The following is an 18,787-nucleotide window of genomic DNA, read 5'->3' on the forward strand; positions in this document are numbered from 1 at the left end:
TGGCTTTCAATTAGCCTTTAAATTAAAAGCCTTCAAGACAGTTGCTCCCACACTTGAATCGCGATACTCATCCCTACAAGGACAGGCCATGGAACCGATATCGACGAACGCTGCACTGGTGATCATTGATATGCAGAGAGGCATGGCCGATCCCGCCCTGGGCCGCCGCAACAACCCAGACGCCGAACTGCGCATACAACAGTTGCTCAATGCCTGGCGACAGGCGCAACGCCCGATCGTCCATGTGCGGCATATCTCCCGCTCTCCCGGCTCGGTGTTCTGGCCAGGCCAACCAGGCTGTGAATTCCAGGACACGCTGCAACCCCTGGGTCACGAGCATGTGGTGGAAAAAAATGTACCGGATGCCTTCATCGCCACGGGCCTGGAACGCTGGCTGCACATGCGCTCGATCAAACAACTGGTGATCGTAGGCGTCATCACTAATAACTCAGTGGAGGCCACCGCACGCTCTGGGGGCAACTTGGGGTTCGACGTAATCGTGGCGGCGGATGCCTGTTTTACTTTCGATCAAACCGACTTGTCGGGACGCCTGTGGCTCGCCGAAGACGTGCACGCGTTATCGCTCAGTAACCTCGCGATGGACTATGCCAGGGTGCTCCAAAGCGGTGAAATCCTCACCCATTGTTAACAGAGAGGGCGGACATGAATCAGGGCAAGCGCATTGTGGTCATTGGCGCCGGTATCGTCGGGGCTTCACTGGCCTATCACCTGGCCGGCAAGGGTGCGAAGGTGACGGTGGTCGATGCCGGTGACGTTGCTTGCGGGGTCACGGCTACTTCGTTTGCCTGGATAAACACTACCTGCGACGCACCCGACCCCATCGCCTCATTGCGCAGTGCTGCGATTGACGCGTATCACCGCCTGGAACATGAGTTGCCCGACGTGAAGATACGCTGGACGGGCGCCCTGTGTTACGGCCCAAACATTCAACCCAGGGCGAACTCACGGATCACTCGTGAGCGTATCCAGGCACTTGAGCCGCAGTTGAAAAACCCGCCTGAATTCGCTCAATTCAAAGCCGAAGAAGGCGCACTGGACGCTGTACAAACCACCCATGCGTTAATAGCCGCCGCCCAGGCCCTCGGTGCCAGGCTGCTGACACACAACCCAGTGCTGGGCTTCAGCAGGCAGGGTTCGCAGGTCACCGGCGTTGAAACCCGCCGGGGCGTCATCCATGCCGACAGGGTGGTGCTCGCAGCCGGAACGGGCACGGCAGCACTGACAAGCCTGCTGGGTTTGCCCTTGCCGATAGACGCCTCGCCAGCGATTTTCATCCGCTACAGCGCCCCGCCCGGGATTGTGCACACGCTCATTTCCAACCCTGAAATGGAAGTACGCGAAAGTGCAGAGGGTATTTGGCTGGCAGCCGAAGACTACCTTGGCAACGCCCCGGAACATCAGCCCGCCGCCATCGCCCGCCGCACCGCCCTGGCCATTGCCGGTGAGCTTGAGGGCGTCACTTCCATCCAGCCACAACTGGCGTGCGTCGGGCTCAGGCCCATCCCCGTCGATGGCCTGCCGATCATTGGCGAGTTGCCGAGTGCCAACGGTGTGTATGTCTGCGTGATGCATCCAGGCGTGACACTTGCGGCCATCGTGGGGCAGTTGGTCAGTGAAGAGATCATGGAGAGCATAACGTCCCCTGCCCTGGCGCCTTGCCGACCCGAGCGCTTTTTCAATCCTGAAAAGAGTTAGACGATTGCGGGCGCTCACGCATTCGATTGATTCCTGTCTCCAGCCGCTGAAACCATCCAACTTAAAAATGCGCGCAATCGCGTGCTGAACGTCTCGCACTCGGCGCTTGGGTTGCGTGCTTCAAACAGGAAATAGGCAATGTGTACGCGCATCGAGGGGTAATGCTCTACGAATAGCGCGACGTATTCTTCCAGCGTATGCGGCCACATCCGTGCTTCTTTCGGGCGCAGGGTATGGGTGGCGCGGATCAAGGCCCGCGAAGCTTCCCGCTGCAAGCGATGGCGTATGTGTTCAGTGCTGGCCTGTTCGATGCGCACCAGGTAGCCGGTGAGCGCCTGCTCGAAATCACCATTGACCGCCAAGGCGATAGCCCGGGACGGGCGAAACGCTTCGAAGTGCTGTGACAGGTCTTCGCCCCAGACACAACGGCAATGATGTTTGAGCCAGAAGCCCCAACTGTTTCGGTTTTCATGTGCCAAGACTTGAGCACGATGACCGATGTCGAAATCGATCTTGGTGACTTGCCGATGCCGTTGCTCCAAGGCGATTCGAGCCGCCTCCAATTGCTCAAGCACGGGCGCATCCGGTGGTTCGATCAGTATCAGCGTGAGATCCAAGTCGCAAATCCCGACCTCGGCCTGGCCCCGTGCGACGCTGCCATACAGGTAAATCCCGTGCAGCCCCAACGCGGGCTGGGACAGGGTGGCGCAGATATCCACCAGCACGGGCTTGAATTCGGGTTGTATAGGCGCATCGGCGACGGTGAGGATAAAGCCGTCGGCATCGATACCCGCAGGTTGTTGGGTGCTCATGGCCGATGCACCTTGATCACCAGCCCTTCTTCTTCACTCGGCACGCAGAAGTGGCGAGTGATCAGGTCGAACTCGGCGTCGGTCGCCGCAAAGTCATGCTCACCCCGGACGTTACGCTCATGCAGGCGGGCGCGGCAGCAGTGGTCTTCGCTGAGCACAATGGCCGCGTGCTCGGCAGCCAGGGTTTTGGCGAGCGTGGACTTGCCGGAGGCGATCTTGCCGCACAACAGATGCAGGGTTGGCATAAAACGTTTCCTTGTTGGGGCCAAGCAGGATGAGTCATGGAGCTGGCGTCGTAAACACATCCAGGTACATCTGCCAGGAAACATCTCCACCTCTCAATGAACTTTCTGACAAATGACAGGCTCCTTTCCTATGCGAAGTCAGCGCGCCCTGAGTCCAGGGTGCAGAACGATAAGGAGCCGCCACCGACATGACTACCCTACCCACCTACCCCGTCGTCAGACCTGGCCCGCTGCATGGGACCTTACTGGCCGGCACCGTGCCGTTGTTTCTCGGCGCCTTGCTCAGTGATATCGCCTACGGCCAGAGTTACCAGATCCAATGGGCCAACTTCGCCTCCTGGCTGATCGCCGGGGCGCTGGTGTTCTGTGGTTTTGCCCTGTTGTTTGCGCTGGTCAACCTGGTGCGTGCCGAACACAAGGGCGGGCGCCCCGTGGCGTATTTCCTGCTGTTGCTGGCTACTTGGGTACTCGGGCTGATCAATGCCTTCCAACACGCCAAGGACGCGTACGCCATGATGCCCACCGGCCTGGTGCTGTCGGCGATTGTCACCGCCCTGGCGATCATCGCCACCTGGATCGGCTTGACCAACCTGCGCTCAGGAGCTGCCCGATGAAACCACTCAACACATTGACCGTGCTCAGTGCTGCCCTGTTGCTGAGTGCCTGTGGCGGCGAAGGTGACAAGACCCAAGCCCGCGGCCCCGATCCCAAGCTGCCCGAACAACAAAGCAGCCTGCTGCCGAGCATGAAGATCGCCGAGCCCACGCCTTGGGGCGAACAAAAGCCCAAGGTGCCCGAAGGCTACAGCGTGACCGCCATCGCCACCGACCTGGCAATCCCCCGCCAAACTCTGGTGTTGCCCAACGGCGACATCCTCGTAGCCGAAGGCCGTGGCGGCAGTGCGGCCAAGCTCAAGCCCAAGGACGTGATTGCCAGCGTGATCAAGGCGCAGGGCAACACCAAGGTCAAAGGCGGCAACCGCATTACCCTGCTGCGCGATGCCGACGGCGACGGCACCTATGAACTCAAGACTGTGTTCGCCGACAACCTCAACGCCCCCTATGGCCTGGCATACGCCGACGGCAAACTCTATGTGGCCAACCAGGACGCGCTGGTGCGTTTCGATTACGCCGACGGCCAGACCAAGGCCAGTGCGCCGCCGGTCAAAGTCACCGACCTGCCGGCGCAGATCAATCACCACTGGACCAAGTCCTTGGCGGTCAGTGATGACGGGCGCCAGCTGTATGTCGGCATCGGCTCCAACAGCAACATCACCGAACGCGGCATGGAAGTGGAGATTGACCGCGCCATGGTCTGGCAGATCGACGCGGCCACTGGCGCGCACAAACCCTACGCTACCGGGCTACGCAACCCCACGGCACTGACCATCCAACCGGGCTCCGGGCAACTGTGGACGGTGGTCAACGAACGCGATGAACTCGGCCCCGACCTGGTGCCGGACTACCTGACGTCAGTGCGCGAAGGTGCCTTCTACGGTTGGCCCTACAGCTACTGGGGCCAGAACGTCGACCCACGCGCACAACCGCAGAACCCAGCCAAAGTAGCCTCGGCGATCAAGCCCGATTACAGCCTGGGTTCCCATGTGGCCGCGCTGGGGGTGGACTTTTCCATCCCGGCCATGGGTGAAAAATTCGCCGAGGGTGTGTTCGTCGGCGAGCACGGCAGTTGGAACCGCGACGCGCCGGTGGGCTACAAGGTGATCTTTGTGCCGTTCAGCAATGGCAAGCCGGCGGGCGAGCCTATCGACTTCGCCACCGGCTTTCGTGGTGACGACGGCAAGACCCGTGGGCGCCCGGTGGGCGTGACGGTGGACCCCAAAGGTGCGTTGATCATTGCCGACGACCTGGCCAATACCCTTTGGCGCGTCACCCGTAATAAATAACCGGGTGTGACAGGGGCGGCGACGCCCCTGTCAGTCGTCCTTGTGCAATTGCGCTTCAAGCCAGGCCAGCAACGCAGCCACCTCCCCCCGACTGCTTGCCCCATGCTGCCTGTACACCGAAATAGCCTCCGGCAGAAACACGCTTTCAGCACAGGGGCGCACCAGTGCCCCACTGTCAATCAGCCTGCTGGCGGTGCGACGCCAGCCCATCGCAACACCGTGCCCTTCCACCGCCGCCTGCAACATCAGCGGGTAGCTGTCGAAGGTGGCACTGCGCGCATCTTTGGCCAACACCCGCCCGAACACCTGCAGCCACTCATCCCACTCCATCAAGTGTGGAGGCTCAGAGCTATGGTGCAAAAAGGTGCACGGCTGTAACTCACCGAGCGGTAACGGCTGCTGCGGGCACAGGTAGGCGGGACTGCACACCGGAAACACTTCATCAGAAGCGGTAAACATCAGCGTATGGGCACCACTGGCGCGCCGGGTACTTTGCAGGGCTACATCGAAGTGGCCCTCGAATTGCGTGATGGGCCGCGTGCAGGTCACCACCTGGATCTCGACCTGCGGGTATTGCTGGTGGAAGGTCGACAGGCGCGGCATCAACCAATAAAACGCCTCGCACAACTGGCACAACAGCACCACCCGATTGCGTTGCGGCGCCGTGCGCAGCTGAGTCGCGCCATCACTGATGCTTTGCAACGCGGCACTGACCACCCGCCCCAATTCACGCCCCTCTTGCGTCAGGAACACCGCACGGTTGCGCCGACTAAAGAGTTTCACCCCCAGGTTATCTTCCAGCCCGCGAATCTGCCGGCTGACAGCCGCCTGGGTGATGTGCAGCTCATCGGCCGCCTTGGAAAAACTTTCCAGGCGCGCAGCGGCTTCAAACGGCAACAGGCTGGCGAGGGGCGGTAAGGTTTTGCCAAGTAGATTCATAATCTGAGGTAATGCATCAAGGGCCGAGAACTCGTTTGTAGCACAGCCGTGCGGCTGGGCACCATGGATCCATTACTTCATGGATCAGCCTGATGAGCACTTCCCAAGCTTCAGTCTTTACCGGCGTGATATGCGCGGTGGTCGCCACCCTTGGCTGGGCACTGAACTTCATTGCGCCCTACGTCACCGGGGCCTACAGCCTCTACGATCTGATGGCTGTGCGCTTTCTGATAGCCGGCGGGCTGGGCATCGTCTGGATGATTGTGTGTCGAGCGCAACTGCGGATGCTCAGCCATGGCCAGTGCCTGCTCGCGGCACTGCTGGGCGCACTGGGTTGCCTGGGCTACGGCGTTTGCATTGCAGGCGGCGTGATCGTCGGTGGCCCGGTGCTGACGCCAGCGTTTGTCGGGATGGTCCCGGTGCTGCTGGCGCTGATAGGCAACGCCAGCGATAAAACCCTGCAGTGGCGTCAACTGGTGATGCCGTTGCTCTGTCTCTCGGTGGGGCTGTTACTGGTCAATATCAGCAGTCTGCACCAGCCCTCTTCGGGCAGCGGCTCCTGGTTGGCCGGTCTGTTTTTTTCTTTGGGCGCCGTCGCCTTATGGATGGCGTTCAGCGTGATCAACCAACAGCAACTGGCGCACCTGCCGGCCAAGGTGACAGGTGTGTGGACCGCCCTGATGCTAGTGGGGGCCGGTGCCGCTGCGCTGATCATCCTCCCGTGGCTATACGTGTTGGGCGTGTTGCGGTTGCCCACCCTTGGCGCTGGCTGGAGCCAGGCATGGCCGCTGTATGCCTGGAGCCTGGTGATCGCCATGATGTCCACCGTCGTCGGCGCCTGGGCCTGGAACGCCGCGACGCGGCGCCTGCCCATGGTATTGAGCGGCCAGTTGATTGCCCTGGAATCACTGTTCGCCAGCCTGCTGGGCTTGTGGTTTCACCAGCGCTGGCCAACGCCCATGGAAACAGCGGGCCTGGCCGCGGTATTGATCGGCGTAGTAATGGCAGTTCGTATCATCTTGGCGGACGTAAAGACCGTCACAACCCACGATGCTTTAGGGAAGATTCAATCATGACCCACGCGAGTGATGCCTTGGCACTGCGCGAAACTTTCGACTTTCACGGGCAGGCGGTGCGCTGGGGCCAACTCGGTACTCAGGGCCCGGCCTTGGTGATGGTGCATGGCACGCCTTTCTCTGCTCATGTGTGGCGACGCATCGCGCCATTGTTCGCCCAGCACTGTCGAGTGTTCTATTACGACCTGCTCGGCTACGGCCAGTCGCAAAAGGCGCCGGGGCAGGACATCTCCCTCGGCGTGCAAAACACCTTGCTGGCCGCACTGCTTGAACATTGGGGCCTGGAACGTCCTCATCTACTCGCCCATGATTTCGGCGGTGCCACGGCACTGCGCACGCATCTGCTGGATGGCTGCGACTACGCCAGCCTCACCTTGATCGATCCCGTTGCCCTGGCGCCCTGGGGTTCGCCGCTGATTCAGCATGTGCGTCAACATGAACGGGCCTTCAGCGATGCGCCGGCATACATCCACGAGGCGATCGTGCGCGCCTATCTTCAGGGCGCCGCTTTCAAGCCGCTGCCTGCCGAGGTATTGCAAGCTTATGTCACGCCCTGGATGGGCGAGATTGGCCAGGCCGCTTTTTACCGACAGATCGTGCAAATGGATCAGCGTTATACCGATGCGATAGAAGATCAACTCGCCAGCGTCCGTTGCCCGGTGCTGTTGCTGTGGGGTGAGGAAGATCGGTGGATCCCGCTGGCGCAAGGCGATGCACTCGCTGGCAGATTGGCCGGGGCACGCTACCTGCGTATCCCCCATGCCGGGCATCTGGTGCAAGAAGATGCACCAGAAGCCATCGTTGCCGCGCTGATGGCGTTTCTACGGTTGCCTGAAGCGGCCCCTAAAGATCAGTAATTTCCTTGTGACGGGGCACCAATGCCTTCATCACGCTCCAGGCCACCAGGTAAGCCAGGGCGCAGATGGCAAACATGATCATGTAGCCGGTGTGGATGTCGTTGACAGACTTGTAGTAGTCGAACACCCAACCGCCGATCTTGGTCATGACCACACCGCCCAGGCCCCCGGCCATGCCACCAATGCCGACCACCGAGGCCACGGTTTTCTGCGGGAACATATCGGACACGGTGGTGAAGATATTGCACGACCACGCCTGGTGCGCCGAGGCGCCCACGCCAATCAGCAGCACCGGTACCCAGAAGCTCAGGTAACCCAGAGGCTGTGCCAGCAACACCACCAGCGGGAACAGCGCAATCACCAGCATGGCTTTCATACGCCCGTCATAGGGTGCATCGCCGCGCGCCATGAAGTAGCTCGGGAACCAGCCGCCACCGATGCTGCCGACCATGGTCATGCTGTACAGCACCGCCAGCGGCATGACGATATCCGCGCCTTTCATGCCGTACTGCGCCGACAGGTAGGTGGGCAACCAGAACAGGAAAAACCACCACACACCGTCAGTCATGAACTTGCCAAAGGCGAACGCCCACGTCTGGCGGTAAGTCAGCAGTTTGAACCAGGAGACTTTCTTTGCGTTGGCGCCCGTAGGCTCAGGAGTGAAAGGCTGTACGGTCTGATCGCTGCGGATATAGGCCAGTTCTTCAGCGGACAGTCGTTTTTGCTGTTCCGGTTTTTCGTACACGGCGGCCCAGACTGCCACCCACACAAAGCCCAACATGCCAATGACTATAAATGCCGCTTCCCAACCCCACCACCCTGCGATCAACGGCACGCAGATCGGCGCCAGGATCGCGCCGACGTTGGCACCGGAGTTGAAGATGCCGGTAGCCAGTGAGCGTTCTTTCTTGGGAAAATATTCAGCGGTGGCCTTGATCGCGATAGGGAAATTACCCGCTTCGCCGATCGCCAACACGGCACGCGACAGCATGAACCCGGCAATCGACACCGGAATCACCACCAGGCCGACAGCGCTGCTGACCGCCGCAATGCCCTCGCCCATCGGCACCGAAAACGCATGCATGATCGCCCCAGTGGACCAGATGCCGATCGCCACCACATACGCGGCCTTGGTGCCGATCTTGTCGACAAACCGCCCGGCAAACAGCATGGAAATCGCGTAGACGAACTGGAACACCGCGGCGATGTTGGCGTAATCGGTGTTGCTCCAGCCAAATTGTGTCGAGAGTTGCGGCGCCAAAAGGCTCAGCACCTGACGGTCGAGGTAGTTGACCGTGGTCGCGAAAAACAGCATCGCGCAGATCGTCCAGCGATAGCTGCCGACCGCCTGGCCGACACGATAGGCACTGATGGGCTCGTTCAGATTCATGGCATCACTTTTTTATTTTTGTTAGGTAGGACACATGTAACGTCATATGTCGTCGTACAACTGTGACTTTTATATCGGGACGCCTGCGCAGTGTCAATCTGAACAAGCACCGTTTATCGAGGAATTACATAAGTACGAAAAACGTCAGGTGCCAGCAGTTGTAGGATGACAAACCCGCAACACCAAGCTGGGAGCTTGGCCAGGTACGTCGTCCAGCAGGCCGAAGGGCTGCATGCCAATCTTCTCCAGTACGCGGATCGACGCAGCATGATCGGGTCGTACCAGACCGAAAACCTCGGGCAAACCCAAGGTTACAAAAGCCAGCTCCAACGCGTCACGGCCCACCTCGGTGGCGTAGCCCTGCCCCCAGGCTTCGACGGCAAAGCGATAACCGAGGTTGATGCGTCGTTGGGTCAGATAGTTAAGCGGTGCAATGCCGCCAAACCCGATGATGTGTTCGGGCGCTTCTTTACGGGCAATCGCCCACCAGCCGTAGCCGTGAGTGGCCCATTGCGCCATCCAGTGAGCCAACAAGCGTTGAGCCGTCGCAAGATCGGGCATGGGCCCGGCCGGGTTGAACAGATTGGTCTGCGGATCACCGAAGATCGCAAACAACCGCTGGACATCGGCCATTCGTGGTTGGCGGTAGATGAGGCGTGAATAGCGGTTTGGCATACAAATGACGTCTCCATTTGCGGCATGAGCCTGCGAGCGGAGTTTAGCCAATATCGCTATCGTCGCCGCAGTCAGTTAAGCGAATGAAATGCTTAAAGCAGCGACGACCCAATGTGGGAGAGGGCCTGCCCCCGATGGCGGTGAGTCAGTTAATAATAAGCGTCTGGCAGCACTGCTATCGGGGCAAGCCCCCTCCCACATTTAAATTTGGTTGAGGCGTGGATTTGCACGCCGCCGCGAGGGCACTCACACGACATTTTCGCTAATGCGAGAAAAAACACCCGATGCGGTGAATTTTTTCGTGTCCACTTGTATCTGAACTGACAGAGCGGTGCCATCGTAGCGATGGCACCTCCCCGTTCAGCTTTAGAGTGGCCCGCATGAAACTACGGAAAAAACGCGTCAAACCCATCGGCTTGAAAGACATCACCATTGTCGACGACAACAAGATGCGCAAGGCGATCACCGCCGCCGCCCTTGGCAATGCCATGGAATGGTTCGACTTCGGCGTGTATGGCTTTGTCGCCTATGTGCTGGGCAAGGTGTTCTTCCCCGATGCGTCCCCCAGCGTACAAATGATCGCCGCATTGGGTACCTTCTCGGTGCCCTTCCTGATTCGCCCACTGGGCGGTCTGTTCTTCGGTGCCTTGGGAGATAAGTACGGACGGCAAAAAGTCCTCGCTGCCACCATCGTGATCATGTCCCTGAGCACCTTCGCCATCGGCTTGATCCCCGGCTATGCCTCCATTGGCATCTGGGCGCCAATCCTGCTGCTGCTGTGCAAAATGGCCCAGGGCTTCTCGGTAGGCGGCGAATACACCGGTGCGTCAATCTTCGTGGCCGAATACGCCCCGGACCGCAAGCGCGGCTTCCTCGGCAGTTGGCTGGACTTTGGCTCCATTGCCGGTTTCGTCCTCGGCGCGGGTGTGGTGGTACTGATCTCCACCGTGCTCGGCGAAGCGGAATTCGAATCCTGGGGCTGGCGCCTGCCGTTCTTCCTTGCCCTGCCCCTGGGCATCATCGGCCTGTACCTGCGCCACGCACTGGAAGAGACCCCAGCGTTCCAGCAGCACGTCGACAAGCTTGAACAGGGCGACCGCGAAGGCCTGAGCCATGGCCCTAAAGTCTCGTTCAAGGAAATCGCCACCAAACACTGGCGCAGCCTGTTGACCTGCATCGGTATTGTCGCGGCCACCAACGTGACCTACTACATGTTGCTCACGTACATGCCCAGCTACCTTTCGCATAACCTGCACTACGCCGAAAACAGCGGCGTGTTGATCATCATCGCGATCATGGTCGGCATGTTGTTCGTGCAGCCATTCATTGGCTTTGTCAGCGACAAGATCGGCCGCAAGCCGTTCATCATCGCCGGCAGCATCGGCCTGCTGTTTCTGTCGATCCCGGCGTTCATGCTGATCACCAGCGGCAAGACCGGCTTGATCTTCAGCGGCCTGCTGATCCTGGCGATCGTGCTGAACTTCTTTATCGGCGTGATGGCCTCGACCTTGCCAGCAATGTTTCCAACGCACTTGCGCTACAGCGCCCTGGCCAGTGCGTTCAACGTCTCGGTGCTGATCGCCGGCGTCACGCCAACCGTCGTCGCCTGGCTGGTGGAGAGCACCAACGACCTGTACATGCCCGCCTACTACCTGATGGTGTTTGCCGTGGTTGGCCTGGTCACCGGCCTGACCATGAAAGAAACCGCCAACAAGCCACTGCGCGGCGCGGCCCCGGCGGCTTCCGACATGGAAGAAGCCAAAGAACTGCTGCAGGAGCATCACGACAACATCGAGCAGAAGATCGAAGACATCGACGCCGAGATTGCCGCGCTGCAAGCCAAGCGTGAAAACCTGGTGCAGCAGCATCCACGGATTAACTAAGACCTGACTGTGCGTGGTCGCGCCAAGCGACCACGCCACTGGAGTGCCCAGCATGGTTTCAAGCGTCACCGCACAATCGTTACTCAGCGCAGACGAACGCGCCGCTATCGCAGAAATCGAAGCGACTACCAATATCCTCAAGCTGGTCACGCGCCTGACCGGGATGAGATTTGCCGGCATTGCCAAATTCACCGATCTGGAATGGGTGGTGTGTTCGGCCTACGACCCTCTGCAAATGGGCATCAATGTCGACGACGTACTCGATCTGGAAACCACCCTGTGCAGTGAGTTCTGCATCGACCCTCAAGCCCTGTTCATCCCGCAGATCAGCCATAACGGCCGCTTTGCCTCGCGCCCGGTGGTCAAGCAATACGCCATCGAAAGCTATGCCGGTGCACCGATCTTTCTGCCCGATGGGCGCCTGTTCGGCGCGCTGTGTGCGCTGGACTCACGGGCAATGCTGTTCGATGACCCCAACCTGCCTGAAACCCTGAGCCTGTTTGCGCGGCTGATCGGCTGCATTTTCTACGCTAACCTGGCCCCGGATCAGTAACCCCCGCCCTGCCCCGCAGGGCGACCATGTCGCGCCTCGTTCAAACGCAGCGATTTCGGTTATTGCAACTGGATCCCCGAATTCAGTTGCCGGGCATTATTCGTGCAAGGGTAGGATGCTTGCCCTCTGTTTGAACCCTAATAAAAAAGCGGCGACAACTGTCGTTCAAACGCATTAACCAACACCCTCAACTGCACAATCATCGCCCACTCCAAAGTGCACCTCAACACTGTCCCCCGGCACGTAAGGGATACCGTCCAATAAAACAGTAGTTTCACCAATATTTTTTATTGAAACGAGAACAACAGCCGTCTCTAAATTAGCATTAGGAGGTTGCACACTCAGCACGCCTGCCAACCTTAGGGTAGTGCCCCAACGGGTCTCCTTGTGCAGCGCTTTAAGCATATAAATATCTTGCCTCCCCGGACTGATAGTTCAAAATAATATCGTCAGGTTCGATCAACGTAAATTCCAGGCTCACAGGTTTCATGATCAACACTCCCACACTTAGACGTTAATGAATAACAAGAACAAACAATGATTTAACCTCAATTAAAATAATTGGTATTAATGTGTTTGTCGACTGTCAATCTCGGCAGTTCTTCAGACGAATTCGCGACAATAACGACTGAAGCTCATAACTCTCAAATGATTCCAGCTAGAAAAACTCGCTCTTGAGCGTGCCGAAAAAGCTTTCCATGGCGGCATTGTCCAAACAATGACCCTTCGATGCTCTTTTCGGCCAGCATGTGTCGGTAGATCAGCCCTCACCGCAATCTACCGGCACTACTTAGCCAGCCGAACCAATAATGCCCGCCTTGGCTCACAAATAACTACACCTAATACTCTTTTACATTATTGACAAATGTATAATCGCTATAGAATTCAGAAGAAAATTCCAATTCATAACTCATCCCTGGCGCCACCTTTACTAGTCTTCCGTTCGGAGCCAGATTATGTAATATCCAAATAGGCTGACTGCCCGAATTTTTAGCGGAAACCTTTACATCGTAGGGTATATCGTCATCCATTACATCATCGTCACCGGAATCTATAACAACCGGTATCGCCTCTAACGTACTGCCATAGGGCACAAAGGCATTATATTGCACTTTCGACGGGTCCAAATAGTCAAAAGTCGTTAACGTTGTGATAACGCCACCACCTTCGTTAAGTTCCAATGTAAAAGTACCGGGCGTTTCCAGCTTAAGACTCAAAAATACATCACTCATCTCTATCACTCCTGATCATGATTTAAATAAAGTCCAAAAAAATCGATCAGGCATTAGCCCAGCATCGATATGAGAAATGTACGTTTTTTCATCTGCCTGTCTACTGTCAACATTAACAGCTACTAGAGGCGTTACTAATAACCGTTAGCAGAAATAGCTATATATGTCCTGTAAAAAACTCGGCAGGTTCGACTTCCCCAACCTGTCCAGCCCCTACGCCTGTTTGCATGACTGATGTTCTGTATTTTCCGCGCTGACTTGAGCCATGCTTCTGCCTCGCAGCGTGGCCATATCGCGCTTGGGCGGCACCCCAAACAGCCGGCTGTACTCACGGCTGAATTGAGACGGGCTCTCATACCCAACTTTGAACGCGGCACTGGAGACATCCTGGTGCTCGTTCAACATCAATCGTCGCGCTTCATTCAAACGCAGCCATTTCTGGTACTGCAGCGGGCTCATCGCAGTCAGTTGCCGGAAGTGATGGTGGAAGGTCGCCGCGCTCATTTGCACCCGCGCAGCCAGTTCTTCCACACGCAGGGCGGCATCGAAATTCAACTTCAGCCAGTCGATGGCCTTGGCAATCCGATAACCCTGCCCGTCCACCGAACAGATCTGGCGCAGGCGGCCGGCCTGGTCGCTTTTCAATAACCGGTAATGAATCTCGCGCTGGATCAACGGCGCGAGTACCGGGATTGCTTCGGGTTCATCCAGCAACGCCACCAGGCGCGCGAATGCGGTCAGCATGCCGTCGGTGACCGTGCCGATCCCCACGCCTTTCATGACTGCACGCTCACGGGCCGGCGGCAAACCACCCTGGGCGATCAGCTCGGCCAACACGCGCAAGTCCAGTTTGAACGTCAGCCCCAGGCAAGGTTGCTCGGGGCTGGCGACCAGCACCTCGGAATTGGCCGGAATGTCCAGCGATGTCACCAGGAACCGGGAAGTGTCGTAGGGGTAGCCCTCGCCGCCGACCCATAGCTGCTTCTCGCCTTGGGCCACCAGCACGATGCACGGCTCAACCATGCACACCACTGGCGCAGCGGGTTGCTCACGCCGATAAAACCCCAGCCCGGGAATCGGCATGGGGTAATCGCCGGGCGACGGGGTGCGCGACTCGATGGAGTGCGCGAGGGTTTGCAGGGACGCAGGGTGGATGCTCATAACGGACTCTTTTGCCTCTTTGCGCAACTTTACTCCCGCACGCCTCGCGAGTCCCAGGTATACCGCGAGACTCAGAGGATCAGGCAAATAATCTGGCGAATCGAACTATGGAGCATGGGGTTTGATCCGGAAAATGCGCAGGCCATTACGCATTAACGGGTTTACGCCATGTCTGATACACCTACCAAAAGCAGTTGGGGCGCGGTGCTGGCGATGTCGCTCGCCGCGTTCGCCCTGGTCGCCTCCGAATTCATGCCCGTCAGCCTGCTGACACCGTTGGCCGCCGACCTGCACATCACCGAAGGCCAGGCTGGCCAGGGCATTTCCGTATCCGGGGTGTTTGCCCTGCTCACCAGCCTGGTGATCGCCTCGATCGCTACGCGGGTGGACCGCAAGCGCCTGTTGATGGCGTTGACGCTGCTGATGATTATCTCCGGCACCGTGGTAGCGTTCGCGCCCAATTACCTGGTGTTCATGCTCGGCCGAGCCTTGATTGGCGTGGCGATTGGTGGCTTCTGGTCATTGTCGGCGGCCACGGCGATGCGCCTGGTGCCGCAAGCGCAGATACCGCGGGCCCTTGCCATCGTCAACGGCGGCAACGCGCTGGCAACGGTGATCGCCGCGCCGCTGGGCAGCTTTCTCGGCGGGATCATCGGCTGGCGCGGTGCGTTCTTCTGCGTGGTGCCGGTCGCGGTGGTTGCACTGGTATGGCTGCTCGCCAGCCTGCCCGCGCTGAAAAACCAGGGTGAGGCGAAAACCGCCAATGCCTTGCGCCTGATGAAAAACCCCAAGGTGGCCTTGGGCATGTTCGCCGTCAGCGTGTTCTTCATGGGCCAGTTCATGTTGTTCACCTACCTGCGCCCGTTTCTGGAAAGCGTCACGCGGGTTGAGGTGTCTACGCTGTCGTTGATGCTGTTGGTGCTTGGCCTGGCAGGCCTGGCCGGTACGTTTTTGATTGAACGTTTCCTCAAGCACAACCTGTACCCGACACTGATTGCCATCCCGCTGATCATGGCAGGCCTCGCACTTGCGCTGGTGGAATGGGGCCATTCAACGATCATAACCACGCTATTGCTCGGCAGTTGGGGCCTGGTGGCAACCGCCGCACCTGTAGGCTGGTGGACGTGGCTGGCGCAAACCCTGCCCGATGACGCCGAAGCCGGCGGCGGATTGATGGTGGCTATCATCCAATTGGCGATTGCTGCCGGCGCCACCGTCGGCGGCGTGGCGTTCGACCTGAGCGGCTACCAGGCCACCTTTGAACTCAGTGCCGGCTTGCTGGTAGTCGCCACCCTGCTCGCCTGCCTGACGTCACGCCGTGCTGTGCAAGCTCGTGTTATCAGCGGTGCTACCTAAAAAAATGACTCGGCGTCTTGCCAAACTGTTTCTTGAACATGCTGGTAAAGGCGCTGGGGCTTTCGTAACCCAGTTCAAATGCCACATCGATAATCTTCTGCCCTACCGCAATGCGCTCCAGCGCCAGCAGCAGCCGTGCCTGCTGGCGCCATTGGCCGAAGGTCATGCCGGTTTCCTTGCGAAACAGGCGCTGAATGGTGGTTTGATCCAACCCCAGACGTGCGCTCCAATCGGCGACGGTGGAGGCATCCCCCGGTTCGTCCTGCAACGCCAGGCAAATCTGGCTGAGGCGCGGGTCGGCAGGCTGCGGCAGGGACAACGGCAAGTCCGGTAGGATCGCCAGTTCGTCGAGGATCAGGTGCATGATCCTGGTATCGCGTGAGTCCTCGGCATACGGCGGCTTCAGGCTCACCGAGGCCTTGATCAGTTCACTCAACAGCGGCGAAACCGTCACCGTCTTCGGCTCGGCTGGCAGGTTCGGGAAGCTGTCCGGGCGCACGAACACGCTGCGCATCTTCAACGTGCCCACGCATCGTAGCGAATGGACTTGCCCGCACGGCATCCAGAAGCCACGGTTGGGTGGCACCGTCCATTGATTCAGCGCCGAATACACCACCATCACCCCGCCAATGGCATAGAGCAGTTGATGCTTGTTGTGGCTGTGTTCCGGGATCACCCAGTTTTCCGGATAATCGGTGGCCGAACTGATGACGGCCCAATCACCTTCATCGATCTCTTGGAGAAATTTGTCTAGGGATTTGATTGTTTCGCCCTTTTTGCGATGGTTTATGCCCGAATTTCGCGAGACAGGCATTTTCTTCGAATTTAGCATAGCTTTCGAAACAATTAGAAATGGCTGCCAGCTAAAGTACTGTCTGCCCCGTTCGCTGCCTTGTATGGAATGCCCGCATGTCGAGCCTCACCGCGACACCCGCCGCTGCCACCACGACACCCCAGGTAAGCCCTCTGGTCATGCGCGTCCTCGGCGCCTGCGCCCTGGCGCATATGATCAATGACCTGATCCAGGCCGTGCTGCCGTCGATCTACCCGATGCTCAAGGCCAACTACGGCCTGAGCTTCACCCAGGTCGGCCTGATCACCCTGACCTTCCAGTTGACCGCCTCCCTGCTGCAACCGTGGATCGGCTATCACACCGACCGCCACCCCAAGCCTTGGCTGTTGCCGGCGGGCATGGTGTGCACCTTGATCGGTATTTTGATGCTGGCGTTTGTCGGCAACTTCCCGGCGATTCTGCTCGCGGCGGGGCTGGTGGGTGTCGGCTCGTCGACCTTCCACCCGGAAACCTCGCGGGTCGCACGCCTGGCGTCCGGTGGGCGCTATGGCCTGGCGCAGTCGACCTTCCAGGTCGGCGGCAACACCGGCAGCGCGTTCGGCCCTTTGCTGGCGGCAGCGATCATCATTCCCTACGGCCAGACCCATATCGCCTGGTTCGGCCTGTTTGCGGTGTTCGCGATCCTGGTGCTGTATGGCTTGAGCCGCTGGTACCGTCACCATCTCAATCTGTTCAAGCTCAAACAGGGCAGCCAGGCGACCCATGGCTTGTCCAAAGGCCGTGTGACTTTCGCCCTGGTGGTTCTGGCCGTGCTGGTGTTCTCCAAGTATTGGTACATGACCAGCCTGACCAGCTACTTCACCTTCTACCTGATTGAAAAATTCCAGCTGTCGGTGGCCAGCTCGCAGATGTACCTGTTCCTGTTCCTTGGCGCGGTGGCGGTCGGCACCTTCGCCGGGGGCCCGATCGGCGACAAGATCGGCCGCAAGAAAGTCATCTGGTTCTCGATCCTCGGCGCCGCGCCGTTCACCCTCGCCCTGCCCTACGTCGACCTGTTCTGGACCGCCGTACTCAGCGTGGTCATCGGTTTCATCATCGCCTCGGCGTTCTCGGCCATTGTGGTGTTTGCCCAGGAACTGGTGCCGGGCAACGTGGGCATGATCGCTGGGATATTCTTCGGCCTGATGTTCGGTTTCAGCGGAATTGGCGCAGCGTTGCTGGGGTTGCTTGCCGATAACCACGGGATCGAATACGTCTACAAACTGTGCTCGTTCTTGCCGTTGGTGGGCATCTTGACGGTACTGCTGCCGTCGACCAAAGGCGTTTGAACGAAGGCAGGTGAGTATTTACCTGATCAAACTGTGGGAGGGACTTGCGCCCGGTAAGCATAGGTATCTTCACAACTTTGGTGCGACGCCGAAACTGTGGGAGGGGGCTTGCTCCCGATGGCGGCCTCAGGGCCGATCAGGATGCTGGGTCAGACCGAGTACATATCCGTTATTTGGGTAACGGCCACTATTGGTCCCGCTCTTACAGCGGCTCACTTTTGAAAAGCGCAAAATTAAGCAAAACGCTCTTGCCCCACCACTCGGCACCTCGCTTAGGCTCGGTGTGCCCGTAATCCGCGATGGATTTGGGGGGCCGCCGCCACGCGCCATCCATGGCGCGGGGCGGCTAAACCGGCATCCCTGCCGGTTTACCCCCCAAATCCCTGTCGAATTCCGGCCAGCGTGGTTTAACGGGGCGCCTAAGATCAAGATCAAAAGCAGATCAAGATCAAGAGCGGCTCGCTTCGCATCGTGGTTACTGTCGTTGGCATCTACCGTCAGGTGCGTCGCGAGAACCCATTAACGACGATATACAGCAGCGGCCCTACCGACACGAACACCGCCGTCAACAGGAAATACGGGATCAACGACGCCACGGAGCGCCCTCGTCCGCGCGCGTCCCGGTACATCCACACACACGCCAGCACCGCCATCAAATACAGGTCAATCACCACCTGTGCGGTATCAGGCCGCGACATCAGCTCGCGTCCAAATGCCAGCAGTGATTGCTCGGCCGTGAGCATCGTCGCCGCCGTGTAGAGGGTAAATCCCAGCAGGGCAACCAGAGCAATATAGGGTCTGTGCATGGTCTCTTCCTTGAAGCGCAATGGTAGTCATCGCGGCCACCTTAGCTGGTTTTGTGAAATAT

General features: G+C 58.8%; 20 protein-coding genes. 10 read left to right on the forward strand and 10 right to left on the reverse strand.

The window, feature by feature from the left end:
- Positions 1 to 88 precede the first annotated feature (88 nt).
- Both E4P01_RS11965 and E4P01_RS11970 read left to right on the forward strand, forming a co-directional pair.
- Positions 89 to 649, forward strand: coding sequence for a cysteine hydrolase family protein (locus tag E4P01_RS11965; protein WP_032880893.1), 561 nt, complete (start codon positions 89 to 91; stop codon positions 647 to 649).
- 14 nt (positions 650 to 663) lie between these two features.
- Positions 664 to 1,716 (forward strand): FAD-binding oxidoreductase, encoded by a 1,053-nt coding sequence (locus tag E4P01_RS11970; RefSeq protein WP_216091288.1) that lies wholly within the window; start codon positions 664 to 666, stop codon positions 1,714 to 1,716.
- Positions 1,717 to 1,730: 14 nt separating this feature from the next.
- On the opposite strand, the gene E4P01_RS11975 is transcribed toward E4P01_RS11970, so the two are convergent.
- On the reverse strand, positions 1,731 to 2,528 hold the full coding sequence (locus tag E4P01_RS11975) for a DNA polymerase III subunit beta (RefSeq protein WP_078821254.1): 798 nt from the start codon (positions 2,526 to 2,528) through the stop codon (positions 1,731 to 1,733).
- The gene (locus E4P01_RS11980; protein ID WP_103735018.1) at positions 2,525 to 2,773 is read right to left on the reverse strand and encodes an AAA family ATPase; all 249 of its coding nucleotides are present in this window, start codon (positions 2,771 to 2,773) and stop codon (positions 2,525 to 2,527) included. The genes E4P01_RS11975 and E4P01_RS11980 overlap by 4 nt, the downstream gene beginning before the upstream one ends.
- Positions 2,774 to 2,961: 188 nt before the next feature.
- Here E4P01_RS11980 and E4P01_RS11985 point away from each other — a divergent pair, with 188 nt between their 5' ends.
- The gene (locus E4P01_RS11985; protein ID WP_005787957.1) at positions 2,962 to 3,387 is read left to right on the forward strand and encodes a DUF2231 domain-containing protein; all 426 of its coding nucleotides are present in this window, start codon (positions 2,962 to 2,964) and stop codon (positions 3,385 to 3,387) included.
- Positions 3,384 to 4,676 (forward strand): sorbosone dehydrogenase family protein, encoded by a 1,293-nt coding sequence (locus E4P01_RS11990; protein ID WP_032880887.1) that lies wholly within the window; start codon positions 3,384 to 3,386, stop codon positions 4,674 to 4,676. Before E4P01_RS11985 ends, E4P01_RS11990 begins: the two co-directional genes overlap by 4 nt.
- Before the next feature lie 30 nt (positions 4,677 to 4,706).
- Here E4P01_RS11990 and E4P01_RS11995 read toward each other — a convergent pair whose 3' ends face one another.
- Positions 4,707 to 5,615 (reverse strand): LysR substrate-binding domain-containing protein, encoded by a 909-nt coding sequence (locus E4P01_RS11995; protein WP_216091287.1) that lies wholly within the window; start codon positions 5,613 to 5,615, stop codon positions 4,707 to 4,709.
- Positions 5,616 to 5,707: 92 nt separating this feature from the next.
- On the opposite strand from E4P01_RS11995, the gene E4P01_RS12000 reads away from it, so the two are divergent.
- Together E4P01_RS12000 and E4P01_RS12005 are read left to right on the forward strand one after the other, a co-directional pair.
- Complete coding sequence (locus E4P01_RS12000) at positions 5,708 to 6,691, forward strand: DMT family transporter (RefSeq protein WP_216091286.1); 984 nt, start codon at positions 5,708 to 5,710, stop codon at positions 6,689 to 6,691.
- Positions 6,688 to 7,548 carry an alpha/beta hydrolase gene (locus E4P01_RS12005; RefSeq protein ID WP_216091285.1) on the forward strand — a complete coding sequence of 287 codons (861 nt, stop codon included), beginning with the start codon at positions 6,688 to 6,690 and terminating at the stop codon, positions 7,546 to 7,548. Before E4P01_RS12000 ends, E4P01_RS12005 begins: the two co-directional genes overlap by 4 nt.
- Here E4P01_RS12005 and E4P01_RS12010 read toward each other — a convergent pair.
- Entirely contained in the window at positions 7,535 to 8,938 is a 1,404-nt protein-coding gene (locus tag E4P01_RS12010) for an MFS transporter (protein WP_103735013.1), read from the reverse strand. The two genes, E4P01_RS12005 and E4P01_RS12010, sit on opposite strands and share 14 nt — an antisense overlap.
- 144 nt (positions 8,939 to 9,082) lie before the next feature.
- Positions 9,083 to 9,613 (reverse strand): GNAT family N-acetyltransferase, encoded by a 531-nt coding sequence (locus E4P01_RS12015; protein WP_216091284.1) that lies wholly within the window; start codon positions 9,611 to 9,613, stop codon positions 9,083 to 9,085.
- A gap of 380 nt (positions 9,614 to 9,993) precedes the next feature.
- Here E4P01_RS12015 and proP point away from each other — a divergent pair, with 380 nt between their 5' ends.
- Both proP and E4P01_RS12025 read left to right on the forward strand, forming a co-directional pair.
- Positions 9,994 to 11,496: a glycine betaine/L-proline transporter ProP gene (gene proP / locus E4P01_RS12020; RefSeq protein ID WP_005787944.1), complete on the forward strand. Its 1,503-nt coding sequence runs from the start codon at positions 9,994 to 9,996 to the stop codon at positions 11,494 to 11,496.
- A 52-nt stretch (positions 11,497 to 11,548) separates the two neighbouring features.
- On the forward strand, positions 11,549 to 12,049 hold the full coding sequence (locus tag E4P01_RS12025; protein ID WP_032880879.1) for a GAF domain-containing protein: 501 nt from the start codon (positions 11,549 to 11,551) through the stop codon (positions 12,047 to 12,049).
- Between the two features lie 174 nt (positions 12,050 to 12,223).
- Here the strand turns inward: E4P01_RS12025 and E4P01_RS12030 are convergent, their stop codons facing one another.
- From E4P01_RS12030 to E4P01_RS12040, 3 genes are all read right to left on the reverse strand, one after another.
- Positions 12,224 to 12,454 (reverse strand): hypothetical protein, encoded by a 231-nt coding sequence (locus tag E4P01_RS12030; protein ID WP_216091283.1) that lies wholly within the window; start codon positions 12,452 to 12,454, stop codon positions 12,224 to 12,226.
- A 434-nt stretch (positions 12,455 to 12,888) separates the two neighbouring features.
- Positions 12,889 to 13,281 carry a hypothetical protein gene (locus E4P01_RS12035; RefSeq protein WP_078821243.1) on the reverse strand — a complete coding sequence of 131 codons (393 nt, stop codon included), beginning with the start codon at positions 13,279 to 13,281 and terminating at the stop codon, positions 12,889 to 12,891.
- 213 nt (positions 13,282 to 13,494) lie between these two features.
- Complete coding sequence (locus E4P01_RS12040; protein WP_078821242.1) at positions 13,495 to 14,442, reverse strand: AraC family transcriptional regulator; 948 nt, start codon at positions 14,440 to 14,442, stop codon at positions 13,495 to 13,497.
- A 168-nt stretch (positions 14,443 to 14,610) separates the two neighbouring features.
- Between E4P01_RS12040 and E4P01_RS12045 the strand changes: the two genes are divergently transcribed.
- Positions 14,611 to 15,798: an MFS transporter gene (locus tag E4P01_RS12045; protein WP_148853942.1), complete on the forward strand. Its 1,188-nt coding sequence runs from the start codon at positions 14,611 to 14,613 to the stop codon at positions 15,796 to 15,798.
- Here the strand turns inward: E4P01_RS12045 and E4P01_RS12050 are convergent.
- On the reverse strand, positions 15,791 to 16,612 hold the full coding sequence (locus tag E4P01_RS12050; RefSeq protein ID WP_032880875.1) for a helix-turn-helix transcriptional regulator: 822 nt from the start codon (positions 16,610 to 16,612) through the stop codon (positions 15,791 to 15,793). The genes E4P01_RS12045 and E4P01_RS12050 overlap by 8 nt on opposite strands.
- 95 nt (positions 16,613 to 16,707) lie before the next feature.
- Here E4P01_RS12050 and E4P01_RS12055 point away from each other — a divergent pair, with 95 nt between their 5' ends.
- Positions 16,708 to 17,919, forward strand: a complete 1,212-nt coding sequence (locus tag E4P01_RS12055) for an MFS transporter (protein WP_078821240.1) — start codon at positions 16,708 to 16,710, stop codon at positions 17,917 to 17,919.
- Between the two features lie 497 nt (positions 17,920 to 18,416).
- On the opposite strand, the gene E4P01_RS12060 is transcribed toward E4P01_RS12055, so the two are convergent.
- A complete protein-coding gene (locus E4P01_RS12060) occupies positions 18,417 to 18,725 on the reverse strand; it encodes a DUF2834 domain-containing protein (RefSeq protein WP_103735010.1) in 309 nt (102 codons plus the stop codon).
- Between the last annotated feature and the right edge of the window lie 62 nt (positions 18,726 to 18,787).

Origin of the sequence: Pseudomonas sp. NCIMB 10586, assembly GCF_023127895.1 — a bacterium.
Lineage (GTDB): Bacteria > Pseudomonadota > Gammaproteobacteria > Pseudomonadales > Pseudomonadaceae > Aquipseudomonas > Aquipseudomonas synxantha_A.

Bases quoted from the DNA above. Each gene is read 5' to 3' on its own strand.
- E4P01_RS12005 (WP_216091285.1), top strand. From the start codon at position 6,688: ATGACCCACGCGAGTGATGCCTTGGCACTGCGCGAAACTTTCGACTTT.
- E4P01_RS12045 (WP_148853942.1), top strand. From the start codon at position 14,611: ATGTCTGATACACCTACCAAAAGCAGTTGGGGCGCGGTGCTGGCGATG.
- E4P01_RS12060 (WP_103735010.1), bottom strand. From the start codon at position 18,725: ATGCACAGACCCTATATTGCTCTGGTTGCCCTGCTGGGATTTACCCTC.
- E4P01_RS12035 (WP_078821243.1), bottom strand. From the start codon at position 13,281: ATGAGTGATGTATTTTTGAGTCTTAAGCTGGAAACGCCCGGTACTTTT.
- E4P01_RS12050 (WP_032880875.1), bottom strand. From the start codon at position 16,612: ATGCCTGTCTCGCGAAATTCGGGCATAAACCATCGCAAAAAGGGCGAA.
- E4P01_RS11990 (WP_032880887.1), top strand. From the start codon at position 3,384: ATGAAACCACTCAACACATTGACCGTGCTCAGTGCTGCCCTGTTGCTG.
- E4P01_RS12030 (WP_216091283.1), bottom strand. From the start codon at position 12,454: ATGCTTAAAGCGCTGCACAAGGAGACCCGTTGGGGCACTACCCTAAGG.
- E4P01_RS11975 (WP_078821254.1), bottom strand. From the start codon at position 2,528: ATGAGCACCCAACAACCTGCGGGTATCGATGCCGACGGCTTTATCCTC.
- E4P01_RS12000 (WP_216091286.1), top strand. From the start codon at position 5,708: ATGAGCACTTCCCAAGCTTCAGTCTTTACCGGCGTGATATGCGCGGTG.
- E4P01_RS11985 (WP_005787957.1), top strand. From the start codon at position 2,962: ATGACTACCCTACCCACCTACCCCGTCGTCAGACCTGGCCCGCTGCAT.
- E4P01_RS12025 (WP_032880879.1), top strand. From the start codon at position 11,549: ATGGTTTCAAGCGTCACCGCACAATCGTTACTCAGCGCAGACGAACGC.
- proP (WP_005787944.1), top strand. From the start codon at position 9,994: ATGAAACTACGGAAAAAACGCGTCAAACCCATCGGCTTGAAAGACATC.
- E4P01_RS12055 (WP_078821240.1), top strand. From the start codon at position 16,708: ATGTCGAGCCTCACCGCGACACCCGCCGCTGCCACCACGACACCCCAG.
- E4P01_RS12010 (WP_103735013.1), bottom strand. From the start codon at position 8,938: ATGAATCTGAACGAGCCCATCAGTGCCTATCGTGTCGGCCAGGCGGTC.
- E4P01_RS11980 (WP_103735018.1), bottom strand. From the start codon at position 2,773: ATGCCAACCCTGCATCTGTTGTGCGGCAAGATCGCCTCCGGCAAGTCC.
- E4P01_RS11965 (WP_032880893.1), top strand. From the start codon at position 89: ATGGAACCGATATCGACGAACGCTGCACTGGTGATCATTGATATGCAG.
- E4P01_RS12015 (WP_216091284.1), bottom strand. From the start codon at position 9,613: ATGCCAAACCGCTATTCACGCCTCATCTACCGCCAACCACGAATGGCC.
- E4P01_RS11995 (WP_216091287.1), bottom strand. From the start codon at position 5,615: ATGAATCTACTTGGCAAAACCTTACCGCCCCTCGCCAGCCTGTTGCCG.
- E4P01_RS11970 (WP_216091288.1), top strand. From the start codon at position 664: ATGAATCAGGGCAAGCGCATTGTGGTCATTGGCGCCGGTATCGTCGGG.
- E4P01_RS12040 (WP_078821242.1), bottom strand. From the start codon at position 14,442: ATGAGCATCCACCCTGCGTCCCTGCAAACCCTCGCGCACTCCATCGAG.